This window comes from Nostoc sp. (genome assembly GCF_036917435.1).
Taxonomy (GTDB): Bacteria; Cyanobacteriota; Cyanobacteriia; order Cyanobacteriales; family Nostocaceae; genus Nostoc.
The window spans coordinates 178,381-192,782 of the sequence record NZ_JBALDM010000030.1 but is presented as its reverse complement, the minus strand read 5'-3'; the positions used below and the strand labels follow the sequence as shown (position 1 = coordinate 192,782).

The window sequence follows — 14,402 nt, the reverse complement described above, 5'->3', positions numbered from 1 at the left end:
GGGAATTTTTATTTTTGGGTAGTTAGAATATTTTGCACAAAGCGATCGCGTCCTGCTGCCTTTGCTTCATACAATGCCCGATCTGCTGCGGCAATCATTTCTTCCAAGTCAGAATCTGACTGAGGAATTTCTGTTGTAAATCCGGCACTAATAGTTACATAAGCACTAACTTGGGAACTTTGATGAGGTATTGCCAATGTTCGGACAGCATGGCAGATTTTCTCGGCAACATGAATTGCCCCTTCGATGTCTGTGTCAGGTAAAATTACAGCAAATTCTTCCCCACCATAACGGGCAACTAGGTCTGCGGGACGGTTAATAATATCTTTGATGGCTTTGGCTATTTCTTGAAGACAGCGATCGCCGGCTCGATGACCGTAGGTATCATTATATAATTTAAAGAAATCAACATCGCAAAGAATCAGCGAAAGTGGACTCTGCTCTCGTTTTAGACGTTGCCACTCTTGGTTCAAATACTCTTCAAAGCGTCGGCGGTTAGCTACTTGAGTTAATCCATCAATAGTAACTAATCGCTGCAATTCCACATTCACGGCTTCTAGTTTTTGCTGTAGCTGAGATTGCTGAATCAAACGTTTTACCCTTTGTCGCAAAACTGGCCAGTGAATCGGTTTGGTAACATAGTCCATTGCCCCCACTGCAAATGCTCGGTCAACTGACTCTTGATCTTCAAGTCCTGTAATCATTAAAACTGGAGTGTGCTTGCTACAATCAATAAGTTCCAACTGAGTGCAACACTCGAACCCATCCATATCCGGCATTATGGCATCAAGAAGTATGATGTCAGGCTGGAATTGCTTAAAAGCAGTTAAAGCTTCTCTGCCATTTTGAGCTTCCGCTATTTTATAGCCTTCCCGTTCTAAAAAATGCCGAAGTATCATGCGAATAAAAGGCTCATCATCAACAATTAGAACTAAAGATTGGCTTTCTTGAGCAATGGCTATCATGGCGTTTCCTCCACAATTTCTTTTTCTAAGGTAGTTTTAACTTGCTGATATTCCTCGTATAGTTGCGTGATTAATTCTACGCTGTTATCTAATTCACTGCTGCGTCCTTGTGCTTCTAACACCTTGCAAACCTGCGCTAAGGCGATCGCTCCAATAGAGGCACTACTAGACTTAAGTTGATGGGCTGCCTTCCATAAAGTTTCGGCATTCTGAGTTGCGATCGCTGTGCTGATATCTTGTACTAATTTCGGTGTCTCTGTAAGATAACACCCAATCAGTTCAGCAAAGACAACACGATCTCCTCTGACTATATCCCGCAAGGATTGGAGAATTTTGGCATCAACTTTGGCACTTTTTAATGTCTGGTTTTGCCCTTCTTGGAGGATATTTTGCGAAGGTTCTAATTCTAAGCACATCACTTTATCTTGTTTGACTGTGAAACTAACTTCCAGACTTCTTTGGCGTGGGCATTTATTGAGTGCCTGAGCTAATTCTTGGAACCGAACAGGTTTGCTGATGTAGTCATCCATACCAGCAGCAAGACAGACTTCGCGATCGCCTCGCATCGCATTGGCAGTTATCCCAATGAGATGGGGGCGAAAACCTGACCATTCTTGACAGATTCTCCGAGATGTTTCTAAGCCATCCATCTCAGGCATCTGGACATCCATCAACACTACGTCATAAGGCTGTTTTTGCAAAGCCTTGAGTACTTCTACCCCATTGGTGACGACATCAGCTGAATAACCCATTTTCTGTAGCATCAGTAAAGCAACTTTCTGATTAACAACCGTATCCTCTGCCAGAAGAATCCGTAGTGGCAGTCGATGACCCAAATGCTGGTCAACCAAGGGAAAATCAGAAATACTAGCTGGGCTTGGCTGATTTCCTAAAATACGGCTGATAATATCGCAGAGTTGAGACTGTTTGATGGGTTTGCTCAAAGAGGCAGCAAATTCCACATCATTAAAGTCAAAAGAAGTTTCCCCTCTACCCAAAGATGTCAGAATCACTAAAGGGAGATTTTGACAACCAGATTGCTTGCGAATTTGACGAGCTAGGGAAATACCATCCATTTCTGGCATTTGCATATCTAAGATGGCAATATCAAATTGTCTTCCCTGAGCAAGTTGAGCTAAAGCTTCTTTTCCAGATTTGGCAGCATAAGCTTCCATTTTCCAAGACTCTGCTTGCAAGCTGAGAATTTGGCGATTGGTCAGATTGTCGTCTACAATCAACAGGCGCTTTCCCTCAAGCTGCATCGGTAAATTACTAAATTCAGCTTCTGGTAGACCAGGCACTTGAGCAGTAATGGTGAAGTAAAATGTTGAACCTTGACAAGTGTAAGAAGCTGATAATATTCCACTTTTCCATCTAGGGCTAGGATTACCACCTACAAACCCTTGGCTTTCCACCCAAAGAGTCCCGCCCATCATCTTACTCAGCCGCTTACTGATCACTAGTCCTAGCCCTGTGCCGCCATATCGTCGAGTCATGGAAACATCAGCCTGAGCAAAGGGGTGAAATAACCGCTCTATATTTTCTGGTATGATGCCAATACCTGTATCTTTGATGGCAAATTGAATTTGGATTGGGGACTTAGAAGAGGCAGAAGGGTGTAGAGGAGAGAAATTTTCCCCCTGCTCTCCCCAATCCCCACCCACCAGTTCAACATAAAGTACGACTTCTCCATGTTCGGTAAACTTAATCGCGTTGTTGAGGAGATTCATCAAGACTTGGCGCAGACGTGTCATATCGCCAATAATCTTAGTCGGAATTTGGGGCTGGATTAGGTAAGCTAGTTCGATATCTTTTTCAGCAGCTTTAGGGGCTAATAGAGAAATAGCCTGTTCCACACAAGCTCTTAAATTAAAAGGCTGTTCTTCTAATTCCAGCTTTCCCGACTCAATTTTAGAGAAATCTAAAATGTCGTTGATGATGGTGAGCAAAGCATCTCCGCTACTGCGAACTGTTTCCACAAAGTCTTGCTGTTGGGGAGTGAGGCTAGTATCTAGCAGTAGATCGGTCATGCCAATAACAGCATTCATCGGAGTCCGAATTTCGTGGCTCATCATTGCCAAAAACTCACTTTTGGCGCGATTTGCGGCTTCAGCCTGACGTTTTGCCCGCTCCAAGGCAAAGTTTTTTAAAGTAAGTTCTTCTCGTTGGCGCGTTTCTTGTTCGAGTAAGTGAGCGTGTGCTAGAGCAATACCCAGTTGAGCCGCCACTGCTTCTAGTAATTCGATTTCGTCTGATGTCCACTCACGAAAATAGCTGCACTGATGTAACCCGATCGCACCATTGGGTTCTCCTTGATAGGAAGTGCGAATTGACAGCATAGACTTCAGCCCAATTTCTCGGTAGATAGCTTCACTTTCCTGGAGTAAAGGTTCGGCATATACATCAGGGGAAGCGATCGCACTTTCTTGTGCCATCATCTTCTCTGCATGGGGATTGTTAGTGATGGAAACTTCCAATTCATCCACAGTCCAGGAATTAGGGAGTGCATTATACTGTGCTACTAAGGGAATTTGGGGAATGGGGTCGCTAATGTAAGAATGGATCAAACAGCGATCGACTTTAAACGCTTGTCCAATTTGGGTAGCAGCTGTTTCAAAAATTTTGCTGGTATCAAGACTTTGACGAATTTCTTGAGTAATTTGTTCAAGTAGTAGGGTGCGATGCAATTGCCGTTGCAATGCTTCTTTAGCTCGTTTATTTTCGGTAATATCGTGATTGATGCCAACAGTGGCAATAGTTTCCCCTTGTTCATCCTGTAAAGGGACTATGGTTGTTTTACAAATTCCCTTAGTGCCATCTTTACGAAGAAAGTATATTTCCCCTGACCAGCGTGCTTGCTGGTTGATTTTTTCGAGAATTTTGGCTCTTAATGTTGTGGCTACTTCCGGCTGATGCAAAATGCTGATATGTTTAGCCAAAATTTCGGCTTTGGTATAGCCAAATATGCTTTCGGCCGCAGGATTCCAATCAACAATATTTCCCGTTAAATCTGTGATAATTACGCCATCATGCATATTTTCAAAGGTGAGGGCTTGGCAACGCAGGCTAGCTTCAGCTTGCTTGCAGTGGCTAATATCTGTTTGAATTCCAATAAAGTGGCTTAACTTGCCATTTTCGTCATGTATAGGAGAAACACTCAGTTCATTCGAGAACAAGATACCATCTTTGCTATAGTTGCGGAAAATAACTTTACAACTTGTTCTATCTTGAATAAATGAACACAGTTCATTGAATGCTGATTGCTGTATATCTGCGCGTTGCAAAAATCGGCAGTTTTGCCCAATCACATCAGTAGCACTAGCGCAGTTGACGTAAATAACCGGATTATAAGCAAGAATTCCATTACTGATAGCATCAAGTGCCTTCTCCCTAAATCTTAAGGTTTCTTCAACCTGCTTTAAATCAGTAATGTCAAACATAAACCCCTTCAGCGTCATCTGAGTTTCTGCTTCTTCAACAACGCTAACAACTTCTCGCAGCCAAACAACTCGCCCATCGGCTGCTAACATCCGGTATTCCAATTGGTGATTTTCATACTTAGCAGTTGCTTCTTGGTGAAAACGAACGGATTTTTCCCGATCGTCTGGATGCAAATGATCGATCCAAAAGTTTTCTTGATACCATTCTGCGATCGCATAATTTAGCAAGTTTACCGCTTGTGTCCCAACAAAAATAAATCGCCCGGTTTTCAAGTCTAATTCCCAAGGGATGACTTTGAAAGTCTCCATTAACTGGCGTAGACAATTTTCGCTGTCATGCAAGGCAACTTCTACCTGTTTATGTTCAAATATCTTATGAGTTAACTCTTGATTTATTGCTGTTATATGCTTGTTAGTTGCTTTCATCACCAGGGCAAAACAGATTGATAATGTCAGTGAGACAACAACCAAGAACCCTGCTATCAATATTACTTGTGTTAATAATAACCCCGCAGTTTGGATTAAAACTCTCTGGCAGAGTAGGATTACAGAGATTGAGAGAAAAATCCCCAGCAATAAAGTTAGTAATTTTCGTTTGCGGAAAAATATTACAGCTTTTAACCAGTCATATCGGTGCTGTTTAATCACTTATTAACCTTCAAGTAATATCAGGGCTTATTGCACTAACTTTTACTTTTAAGTAATCTGAAATATCAATGGCAAGGGAACAATTACGGAATTTTTTTTAATTTAAAATATTTGTATATTATCCTCGTTGGCAACATCCGACTTTTTAAGTGAAGGGTAAATTGCAATCTAGAGTTGTAAGCGATATTTCTGACGGGTTATGACGCTATCTTAGAGGATGTTTGAAAAGTCGTAAAGTATACTATAAACCCCGCTTCCATTCCTCTCCCCGTTGGCGTTGGCCTGTCGTCAGACAAGGGTCGAGAGGCTTTTAAACCCCCATTCCCTCTCTTCGAGACGCTGCGCGAACGTAGGGAAGGGGGGCTAGGTTCTTAATGCTTTGATGTTACCAAAAATACTTTTCAAACATCCTCTAAGAGACGCTGCGCGTAGGTTGTTTCATCGTAGGGTAAGCCGGCGTTGCATTTTTAATTCTTTAACAAGTGTTTAGACACCCAAAGGCAGACTTCTTGTACCCCCTACTTATAAAAAAACAAATTAAAAGCAAGGGTTAAAGGGCTTGAATTTTCCCTTTAACCCTTGTCTTTTCAGCACAATAGTGCAAAAAGAAGCTGATGAACAGAGCAAGGACAAAGCACCCCCTACGCGAACCCAATCTAGTACAAAAATCTTTTTCTCTGTTCCCTATTTTCCCGATAGGTCTATTGCCTAAATTTGTGCTTTAAATCACAGATGCTTCGCGTTGACAATCAAAAACAACCATGTAGGAAGCATTTGGTATTTCTTGAGGGAGGTGTCGCATATAACCATCAGCATCAGAACGGCTGCGGAAGCGAGCCACAATTTCCCGTTGTGTATTAGGAAGCAAACGAGCGATCGCCCAAGAATTTAGGCGTTCTTTATAAGCAATACCTTGATTGTCTGATTTAGAAGCTTGGTTATCCGTATTTTCTGGCATAATGATGTTAACCGTATGAAGTTTAATGAGGAGCGTTAATTAGTTTCTAAGTAGGAATGCACTAACGCTTTTTTTTAATGCTGCTGCCACCTTGTTATTCGATTATTAATAAGTTGTCAACACTTAGCGCTATATTTTAGACTAACTAAGTTGTATTTTTCAGATAGCGATGAATCTCAAAGCCTTAATTTGCAATTGTTTTCAGCACACAACAATCCTCAAGCAGAAAGTTTGGCAAATATTGGGTTTGCATGATTTTTATGCATACGCATAAGTCAAATCAGTACCAGTGATAAGAGTAATTCTAGTGTATCAAAAAAGACTATTAGCAGGTGATCTGTGAAAAATACAGCAGATTGCAACAGGCGTGAGGTACAGATCATCGTAGGGACACAACATGTTGTGCCCCTACCCCTGTAATTCATTTACCCGCAATACGCTGTATTAACATTTATAAGATTAATTGGCGATCGCACACTCTTGATTTTTGAGCGGTGCGATACCTACGGCAAGCTACACCCATGCGGTAAAACTATATTTATTGTGGGCATTTACGTTTTTTATAATTACTAGAAAATATTGAAAATTTAATAATTTTTTTAGAAATCGGACTTTTATTTAATTTTTGAAAAAACTCAGCATAACTTCAAGAGCTTTTTTCTATTACCTCTTGTCTGCCTACGCAAATAAATTCAAAAATCAAAGCAGACTGCGATAGTAAAAAATGAATTATGATTAAGATTTTTGCTATGGCTATAGGGCCAATACATAGTGTAATTATTTAATTTAAAATATCTTGACTAATTATTATAAAAAAGTTAAAATTCCTCGGTTAATTATAGTTATGATAATGGAAACACCATTTGTAACATCAATAATTCAAAAAGTAGCAGAAGAAATAGGAGCAGTAGTTTTAATAGACCCAGAATGCCCCTTTATGGGACTAATTACCTTTAAAAATGGCAATAAAACTTTTTTTCGGACTACCAGATTTAGTATTAACTCTTTTGGTTCGACAGCAATAGCTAAAGATAAGAGTGTTTGTAGCTTTTTTTTAAATCATTTTGGCTACAAAGTTACTGAAGGAAAAACATTTTTTAGTGAAGAATTACGCGAAGAAATATCTGATATCAGGAATATAGATGCAGGATTCTCTTATGCTAAAGAGTTAGGATTTCCCGTAATTGTCAAGCCGATTAATCTCAGTCAGGGCATATTCGTTACAAAAATCTATAATAAACAAGAATACTATCAAGTCGCTAAAAAAATATTGCAAAAAGTCTCAGGTTTTATTGTTGAGAGATTTTATAGTGGCAATGACTATAGAATTGTAGTACTTGACGATGAAGTAGTTTCGGCATATCAAAGAATTCCCCTATTGATAACGGGAGATGGTAAATCTAATGTTTTAGAACTTATGCAACAGAAGCAAGAAAGTTTTGTCAAAAATGGTAGAAAAGAAATTATAGATTTTGAAGATTATAGAATTAAAAAGAACTTGAAGAGACGAAAGCTAAATTTTAATAGTGTTATACCTAAAAATAATATTGTCTATCTTTTAGATAATGCAAATTTATCGACTGGAGGCGAGGCAGTAGACTTTACAGAAACTATCCATCCTGATTTTAAAAAATTAGCAGTAAGTATTACAAAAGATATGGAACTGAGATTAGCAGGTGTGGACATTCTTACTAGTGATATAACATCATCAATCGGAGATTATACAATCATTGAAGTAAATGGCGCTCCTAGCTTAAGTCATTATGCATCATTTGGTCAAGTTCAGATTAAGAGAGTAGAAAATTTATATCTCAAAATTCTCAAAATACTTGAAAATGAGAATAACTGTTAACAATTCAAAATTCAAACATTTTAGACAATTTCAGACGAACGCAAACAACGTCTCGCAGACAAGAGGAGTACGATCTTCTCTACGAGACGCTGTGCCAACAATTACTTACTGTCAAGCAAAAGCAAGACTACTATCTGCTAAATTTTTTGTTAATATAGCAATCACCATTATCTGAAACAGTTTTTAGCTTTGGTATTTTGTGCTTAACTTGAATAAAAAAAGGGAGCGTTGCTCATCAAGCGGTTCAATTTACATTTGGTGTTTGTTCGGTTGGCAAAGAGCGAATTAACTCTCGAATAACATCCGTTGCTGGCCGTCCTGTTATTGAACAGTATTTTTCTAATCTTTCTGCTTCCCCTAATGCCAGATTAATTGTAAGTCGTTTAGTAGCCCATTTTTTATTCACTGGTTTAATTAACTCTACTTGAAACTACTTCTCTAATATCAATCATTAAAACTGTTATCACAATGATAAAAGTAATGATATTAGCCTTAAGAAGCTGTAAAGGAAACAACACTAAGTTTGAAGCCGTGGTGAAGAGTTTAAATACAGTTTAAATTATGAAGGTTAAGTAATTTAGAAGCAACTATTATGAATAGAACATAAGCTAAAAGTTTTTCTGTAATTAAGCATTCAGTGTAAATACACAGTAACTAGCAGCTTATCGACTGTATTGCTAGAAGCAATGCAATTTTGAACTAAGCTGAGTTAAGTTCGGGAGAATAATAGTTTGGTCAAGCCAAGCGCGATCGCTATTCCTGATTTTTGCACAAAATCTAAGTAGGAAAACAAGAACCCCACCCCCAACCCCCTCCCCGCAAGCGATGAGGGGGCTATGATGTACCTCATGTGATTAGGAAACGCTATATTCCTCATCCCCCCACTCCCAATTCCCAATTCCCAATTCCCAATTCCCAATTCCCAATTCCCAATTCCCAATTTTTAAATTATGACTTTGAGCCTGTGCATGATTGTAAAAAACGAAGCCGCAACACTGCCTAAATGTTTGAACAGTGTAAGAATTGTGGTGGATGAAATGGTAGTCTTAGATACAGGCTCAATCGATCGCACTCCCAATATTGCCCAACAACTCGGTGCAAAAGTCCATCATTTTAAATGGTGTAATGACTTCAGTGCTGCCCGTAATGAAGCTCTCAAATATGTCACTGGTGACTGGATTTTGGTATTAGATGCTGATGAAACTCTGACTCCAGCAATTGTACCGCAGTTGCGAGAGGCGATCGCCAGAGAGGAATATCTGCTCCTCAACCTGGTTCGCCAGGAAGTTGGTGCTGAACAATCTCCCTATTCTCTGGTTTCGAGGCTATTCCGCAATCATCCAGATATTCGTTTTGACCGTCCTTACCATGCTTTAGTAGATGATAGCGTGTCAGCAATTTTAACCAAAGAGCCCCATTGGCAAGTAGGTTATTTACCAGGAGTGGCACTTGTACACACAGGATATCAAAAAAGTGCGATCGCTCAAAATAACAAATATGCCAAAGCAGCTACAGCAATGGAAGGGTTTCTCGCTACCCATCCCGATGATCCCTATGTTTGCAGTAAATTAGGGGCATTGTATGTGGAAACTGGGAAAATTACCCAAGGTATGGAGTTACTAAGACGAGGAATCAGCTTTGCTGAAGACAACTACGATATTTTATATGAACTCCACTATCATTTAGGCATTGCCTACAGTCGCTTGCAAAAATTCCCACAGGCGATTTCTCACTATAAAACTGCTATCAAATTGCCTATTTACCCCATGCTCAAATTAGGAGCATACAACAACTTGGGTAACTTACTCAAGGCAGCCGGAGATTTCAACGGTGCGAAAACTGCTTACGCCACAACTTTGAAAATTGACCCGAATTTTGTTTTTGGTCATTATAATTTGGCGATGACATTTAAAGCTTTGGGTTTATTGACAGATGCGATCGCACATTATCAAAATGCGATCGCTTTAAACCCCAACTATGCCGAAGCCTATCAAAATTTAGGGGTAGTGTTGCTGAAAGCTGGCAATCATCAAGATAGTTTAACAGCTTTTAGAAAAGCGATCGCCCTTCATGAAAGATATAACCCCGAAGAGGCGAAGAGATTACGCGAGGGGTTGCAGGAGATGCAGTTAATGTAATTAGAATATCATGATGCGAATTCTTGCCCGCAGTACGTTACGAAAGTTTTGGGAAACATATCCTGATGCCGAACAGCCATTAAAGGCTTGGTTTGATGAAGCATCTCGTGCAGAATGGAATAGTCCGGCAAATATCAAAAGTACCTATCGCAATGCCAGTATTATTGTTAATAACCGTGTTGTTTTTAATATCAAAGGCAACGATTATCGCTTAATTGTTCATGTTCGTTATGATATTGGAATTATTTTTATTCGTTTTATTGGAACGCATAAAGAATACGATAATGTAGATGCAAGAAGTATTTGAGGCAGTAATATCTATGCTTGAAACTCGTCCTATTCGCACCGAAGATGATTATCATGCTGCACTTGATGAAATTGAAAAATTGTTTGATGCGGAACTAAATACACCAGAGTCTGACCGATTGGAAGTTTTAACTACGCTTGTGGTAGCATACGAGCAAAGGCATTATCCAATCGAAGTACCAGATCCGATTGAAGCAATCTTATATTATCTCGAATCCCGTGGGTTATCTGTAGATGAATTAGAGCCTGTTATTGGTAGTAAGGCAGAAATTGCTAAGATTTTGCATCGCAAGCAATCGTTAACGTTGGAGATGGTTCGCAGTCTGCATCAACAATTGGGGATTCCGGCAGAGATATTGATTCAACCATACCCTTTGATCCAAAATTCAGCTTAATGGTGATTTAACCTTGCATCAAAATTCCCACTAGAATCTGCATCAATATTTCTAAATCTGTTGGCACTCGATATAACATTAAATCTTGACTCACTTTCCTCTCTTGGCGATCAAAACTACCAAACTGCCAAATATCTCCAGTAGTTACAGCACCATACAAAATTGCCTCATCTGATTCTACCCATGTATCCAGGGCAATCAACTCTGTGGCTAACTGGGTAAATCCCCGTGTTAAGTCTGCCTGTTTTGCTTCTACCACTAAAACATTGTGTTTTGACTCAAGATAGTAGTCTAAGTCACCTCTGAGGTACTGATTAACTTCAATAGGGTACTCAATATTAACTATTGCTTGTGTGATGTGGGCTACTTCTAATAAGATGGGTGCGATTAGTACCTCTCGTCTAGCCGCTTCACTAGTTAGACTAACACGAGCGATCGCTTCTTCTAGACGTTGGTGTAAGTCTGGTAGTCGAGTCAGTAATTCTGAAGCAGCGATAGGTAAATTGATTGAAGATTTAGTTAAAGTTACTCCTAATTCCCGCAAAATATCGGCGGGAGCAAATTTCATTTGAAAATAGCTGCGGAATGTATAGAATTCATTTGGTTTAAGTATCGGAGGACGGTGACGTTCAGCCATGATAAAACCCGCAGTTATAATATCAAAATTATTTTTATTCGTTTTATTGGAACGCATCAAGAACACCATAACGTAACTTGAGGCTTAGAACTCCGAAATTCAGGTTTTAAAATGAACTCCACCCGTTCGGAATCGAAAAGGTGGAGTTAAGAAGTCGGAGAGTTAATAAATTCTCCTCACAAATGACGAATGACAACTAACTAAATACGCGACTTGACAAATTTCTCCAATCTATCCATTCCCTTTTCAATCGTTGCCATGTCTGTGGCGTAGGAAAGGCGAATATTGTCATCAGCGCCAAAAGCAATTCCGGGAATGACTGCAACTTGATGTTTTTCTAGCAAAGTGTCACAAAATTCTAGGGATTTTAGACCGGTTTTGCTGATATCAGGGAACAGATAAAACGCGCCATCTGGTTTTGCGGTAGTCAATCCAGGAATGGCGTTGAGTCTGTCTAACATTACCTGTCGGCGTTTGGCGAAGGCTTGACGCATTTCTTCGACACAATCTTGGGAACTTTGTAGCGCTGCGATCGCACCATATTGAGCAAAGGTACACACGTTAGATGTACTATGCCCTTGGATGGTACTCGCGGCTTTAATGATTTCCACTGGCCCTGCTAAATAACCAAGTCTCCAACCAGTCATGGAATAAGCCTTCGCAAATCCATTACTAATCAAAGTGCGGTCAAAAATTTCCTTCCCAAGAGAACCGATGCTAATATGTTCTGCACCGTCGTAGAGAATCTTTTCGTAAATCTCATCAGAGACGACAAAGATATCTGCATCAACTATTACCTGCGCCAGTGCTTTGATTTCGTCTGGCGTGTAAACCATCCCCGTAGGATTAGATGGAGAGTTGAGGATAAATAACTTCGTTTTCGGCGTGATTGCTTTACGGAGTTGATCGGGAGTAATTTTATAACCAGTCGTGGCATTTGTAGGGACAATTACTGAAACTCCACCGACTAAAGTCACCATTTCGGGATAACTTAGCCAGTAGGGTGCAGGAATAATTACCTCATCACCTGGATCGATTAGCGCCACTATCAAGTTGTACAGAGAATGTTTACCGCCATTGGTGACGATGACATTCTCTGACTTGTAATCAAGACCGTTATCAATTTTAAGCTTATGGGCGATCGCTTCCCTTAACTTTGGTTCTCCGGCTGCTGCACCATACTTGGTTTTGCCTTCTTCCAAAGCTTTGACTGCTGCGGCTTTAATGTGCGCTGGAGTATCAAAATCTGGTTCTCCAGCGCTAAAACTACAAACATCTATTCCTTCCGCCTTCAGTGCCTTAGCCTTGGCTGCGATCGCTAAGGTTAATGAAGGTGCTACCTGACTTACTCTTGCTGCCAGCTTCATTCTTACTATTTTTTGGCAAATCTTTCACTGTTCTAAGGATATCCCAGAATCCCTACCAAGATTTGCTTTTTCTAAATTCGTTGGAGATTGCAGGGTAAGATCATCTCAACTAAGCTTGACACAACGACTCAGAAGAATCTAATGTATTGTCAATAAAACAAGAACTGAAGGCAATTCATCAATTGCCCCTACAGTCAATCAAGGCTTTTACTGCCTTTTTGCGTAAGTCCTAAGTTTCAAGGTACGGTCTAGAACGTCAGCACTGGTTAAAATTGAGTTAGATAACAAAATTTAGAGTAAAATCATGTATACAAAATCAAAAAATAGTCTTCAAAATAAAAAGATTAACGCCAATTCGTACATTACAATCGATGATGATAAATTTCCGCAAGGTAATGTAAGAATGTATCCAATTTCTTTTGATATGGATATTGAAAGTTTGAGACAATCCTATGGCGATCCTTACAACAATGCCTATGGTGAAATTAAAAAAGTACTTTCTTCACACGGTTTTACTAGACAACAAGGAAGTGTTTATTTTGGTAATGAAAGTGTTAATGCTGTTACTTGTGTTTTAGCTGTTCAAGACTTATCTAGAAGATTACTTTGGTTTCCAGTATCAGTAAGAGATATAAGAATGTTAAGGATAGAGGAAAATAACGATCTATTACCAGCAGTTCAAGCAAATTTACCTAATCCATAGTTTTTGCATCATTGCTAGCAGCGATTAAACCTGATGATTAAACACGGTGTGTTTAATCATCAGGTGTAAAAATGTTTTTAAATAGAGGTTTTAGTCTTTTTTTATAAACAAGGTTTAGATAAGTCTGCAACTTTCAGATGCACTTGCCCTGGTTAGGATTGAGAACTGGGAATTACGAATAATTACTGATTCTTGACCGTTGACTCTCAACAATTTAATATATGTAATGTTTTAATTTGAAAGAAAACTAACTGTTTATATGCAATTAAAGAAACTTTTGATCGCATCTTCTCTGTTAATTACTGCTTTTTTTATACCTAATAGTGCCATTGCTCAAAATCGCGGTACTCCGGGTAAATTTGATTTTTATGTACTGACATTATCTTGGTCGCCGGATTATTGTGCAGCAAACGCTAGCCGCGATCAACAACAGTGCGGTTCTGGAAGAAAACTCGGTTTTGTACTACATGGTTTGTGGCCACAATACCAAACTGGTTATCCTGCTAATTGTTCCACGCAAAAATTACCATCGGAAGTGAAGCGGCAGTTTCCGAACTTGTTTCCCAGTGATAAGCTTCGCGATCATGAATGGGAAAAACATGGGACTTGTTCGGGGAAAACTCCTGCGGAATACTTGGCATTGAGTAAAAAGTTAAAAGATGCGATCGCTATTCCCGCAGCTTATAATCGTCCTACTCAACCCGTGCGTACCACAACTACAAATTTTAAAAATTCCTTTGTGAGTGCGAATAATAAAATTACTGCTGATGGTGTAGCACCTTTTTGTTCTGGTTCGGGAAGATTTTTGCAAGAAGTCTTCTTTTGTTATTCCAAAAACGGTGAACCTGGTATTTGTAGCGCCGAGATTTTGAAGCGATCGCAAAAAAGTTGTGGTCAACCAGATTTTTTATTGAGAAACGTTAGATGAAATGCGAATGGGGAATGGGGAATGGGGAATGGGGAATGGAAAAGAGGACTTGGGGACAAGGAGAA

The 14,402-nt window shown here is 39.6% G+C and carries 13 protein-coding genes; 7 read left to right on the top strand and 6 right to left on the bottom strand.

Annotation, left to right across the window (positions count from 1 at the left end; all coding sequences use genetic code 11):
• Window positions 1–8 precede the first annotated feature (8 nt).
• The 3 genes from V7K98_RS12915 to V7K98_RS12905 all read right to left on the bottom strand — a co-directional run bounded on the left by V7K98_RS12915 (window position 9) and on the right by V7K98_RS12905 (window position 6,011).
• Window positions 9–965 (bottom strand): PleD family two-component system response regulator, encoded by a 957-nt coding sequence (locus tag V7K98_RS12915; RefSeq protein ID WP_335022286.1) that lies wholly within the window; start codon window positions 963–965, stop codon window positions 9–11.
• Window positions 962–5,053 (bottom strand): PAS domain-containing hybrid sensor histidine kinase/response regulator, encoded by a 4,092-nt coding sequence (locus V7K98_RS12910; protein ID WP_335022284.1) that lies wholly within the window; start codon window positions 5,051–5,053, stop codon window positions 962–964. Before V7K98_RS12910 ends, V7K98_RS12915 begins: the two co-directional genes overlap by 4 nt.
• Window positions 5,054–5,774: 721 nt before the next feature.
• The gene (locus tag V7K98_RS12905; RefSeq protein WP_334860230.1) at window positions 5,775–6,011 is read right to left on the bottom strand and encodes a hypothetical protein; all 237 of its coding nucleotides are present in this window, start codon (window positions 6,009–6,011) and stop codon (window positions 5,775–5,777) included.
• Window positions 6,012–6,861: 850 nt separating this feature from the next.
• Between V7K98_RS12905 and V7K98_RS12900 the strand changes: the two genes are divergently transcribed.
• Window positions 6,862–7,863 (top strand): cyanophycin synthetase, encoded by a 1,002-nt coding sequence (locus V7K98_RS12900; protein WP_335022282.1) that lies wholly within the window; start codon window positions 6,862–6,864, stop codon window positions 7,861–7,863.
• A 244-nt stretch (window positions 7,864–8,107) separates the two neighbouring features.
• Here V7K98_RS12900 and V7K98_RS12895 read toward each other — a convergent pair whose 3' ends face one another.
• A complete protein-coding gene (locus V7K98_RS12895; protein ID WP_442940418.1) occupies window positions 8,108–8,269 on the bottom strand; it encodes a CopG family transcriptional regulator in 162 nt (53 codons plus the stop codon).
• A 444-nt stretch (window positions 8,270–8,713) separates the two neighbouring features.
• Here V7K98_RS12895 and V7K98_RS12890 point away from each other — a divergent pair, with 444 nt between their 5' ends.
• From V7K98_RS12890 to V7K98_RS12875, 4 genes are read left to right on the top strand one after another with little or no spacing between them, the layout of a single operon-like run.
• Window positions 8,714–8,866, top strand: coding sequence for a hypothetical protein (locus V7K98_RS12890; RefSeq protein ID WP_335022280.1), 153 nt, complete (start codon window positions 8,714–8,716; stop codon window positions 8,864–8,866).
• Complete coding sequence (locus V7K98_RS12885) at window positions 8,832–10,001, top strand: tetratricopeptide repeat protein (RefSeq protein WP_335022278.1); 1,170 nt, start codon at window positions 8,832–8,834, stop codon at window positions 9,999–10,001. Before V7K98_RS12890 ends, V7K98_RS12885 begins: the two co-directional genes overlap by 35 nt.
• 13 nt (window positions 10,002–10,014) lie before the next feature.
• On the top strand, window positions 10,015–10,308 hold the full coding sequence (locus V7K98_RS12880; protein ID WP_335022333.1) for a type II toxin-antitoxin system HigB family toxin: 294 nt from the start codon (window positions 10,015–10,017) through the stop codon (window positions 10,306–10,308).
• A gap of 13 nt (window positions 10,309–10,321) precedes the next feature.
• Window positions 10,322–10,702, top strand: coding sequence for a helix-turn-helix domain-containing protein (locus V7K98_RS12875; protein ID WP_335022277.1), 381 nt, complete (start codon window positions 10,322–10,324; stop codon window positions 10,700–10,702).
• A gap of 7 nt (window positions 10,703–10,709) precedes the next feature.
• Here V7K98_RS12875 and V7K98_RS12870 read toward each other — a convergent pair whose 3' ends face one another.
• Both V7K98_RS12870 and V7K98_RS12865 read right to left on the bottom strand, forming a co-directional pair.
• Window positions 10,710–11,339, bottom strand: a complete 630-nt coding sequence (locus tag V7K98_RS12870) for a hypothetical protein (RefSeq protein ID WP_335022331.1) — start codon at window positions 11,337–11,339, stop codon at window positions 10,710–10,712.
• Window positions 11,340–11,539: 200 nt separating this feature from the next.
• Window positions 11,540–12,706 carry a pyridoxal phosphate-dependent aminotransferase gene (locus V7K98_RS12865; RefSeq protein WP_335022275.1) on the bottom strand — a complete coding sequence of 389 codons (1,167 nt, stop codon included), beginning with the start codon at window positions 12,704–12,706 and terminating at the stop codon, window positions 11,540–11,542.
• Window positions 12,707–13,010: 304 nt separating this feature from the next.
• Between V7K98_RS12865 and V7K98_RS12860 the strand changes: the two genes are divergently transcribed.
• Both V7K98_RS12860 and V7K98_RS12855 read left to right on the top strand, forming a co-directional pair.
• Window positions 13,011–13,409: a hypothetical protein gene (locus V7K98_RS12860; protein ID WP_335022273.1), complete on the top strand. Its 399-nt coding sequence runs from the start codon at window positions 13,011–13,013 to the stop codon at window positions 13,407–13,409.
• 259 nt (window positions 13,410–13,668) lie between these two features.
• The gene (locus V7K98_RS12855; RefSeq protein ID WP_335022271.1) at window positions 13,669–14,337 is read left to right on the top strand and encodes a ribonuclease T2 family protein; all 669 of its coding nucleotides are present in this window, start codon (window positions 13,669–13,671) and stop codon (window positions 14,335–14,337) included.
• Window positions 14,338–14,402 lie beyond the last annotated feature (65 nt).

What these genes read in the sequence shown, in the direction of transcription:
- V7K98_RS12915 (WP_335022286.1), bottom strand. Translation starts at nt 965, where the DNA reads ATGATAGCCATTGCTCAAGAAAGCCAATCTTTAGTTCTAATTGTTGAT.
- V7K98_RS12905 (WP_334860230.1), bottom strand. Translation starts at nt 6,011, where the DNA reads ATGCCAGAAAATACGGATAACCAAGCTTCTAAATCAGACAATCAAGGT.
- V7K98_RS12900 (WP_335022282.1), top strand. Translation starts at nt 6,862, where the DNA reads ATGGAAACACCATTTGTAACATCAATAATTCAAAAAGTAGCAGAAGAA.
- V7K98_RS12885 (WP_335022278.1), top strand. Translation starts at nt 8,832, where the DNA reads ATGATTGTAAAAAACGAAGCCGCAACACTGCCTAAATGTTTGAACAGT.
- V7K98_RS12880 (WP_335022333.1), top strand. Translation starts at nt 10,015, where the DNA reads ATGCGAATTCTTGCCCGCAGTACGTTACGAAAGTTTTGGGAAACATAT.
- V7K98_RS12875 (WP_335022277.1), top strand. Translation starts at nt 10,322, where the DNA reads ATGCTTGAAACTCGTCCTATTCGCACCGAAGATGATTATCATGCTGCA.
- V7K98_RS12870 (WP_335022331.1), bottom strand. Translation starts at nt 11,339, where the DNA reads ATGGCTGAACGTCACCGTCCTCCGATACTTAAACCAAATGAATTCTAT.
- V7K98_RS12865 (WP_335022275.1), bottom strand. Translation starts at nt 12,706, where the DNA reads ATGAAGCTGGCAGCAAGAGTAAGTCAGGTAGCACCTTCATTAACCTTA.
- V7K98_RS12860 (WP_335022273.1), top strand. Translation starts at nt 13,011, where the DNA reads ATGTATACAAAATCAAAAAATAGTCTTCAAAATAAAAAGATTAACGCC.
- V7K98_RS12855 (WP_335022271.1), top strand. Translation starts at nt 13,669, where the DNA reads ATGCAATTAAAGAAACTTTTGATCGCATCTTCTCTGTTAATTACTGCT.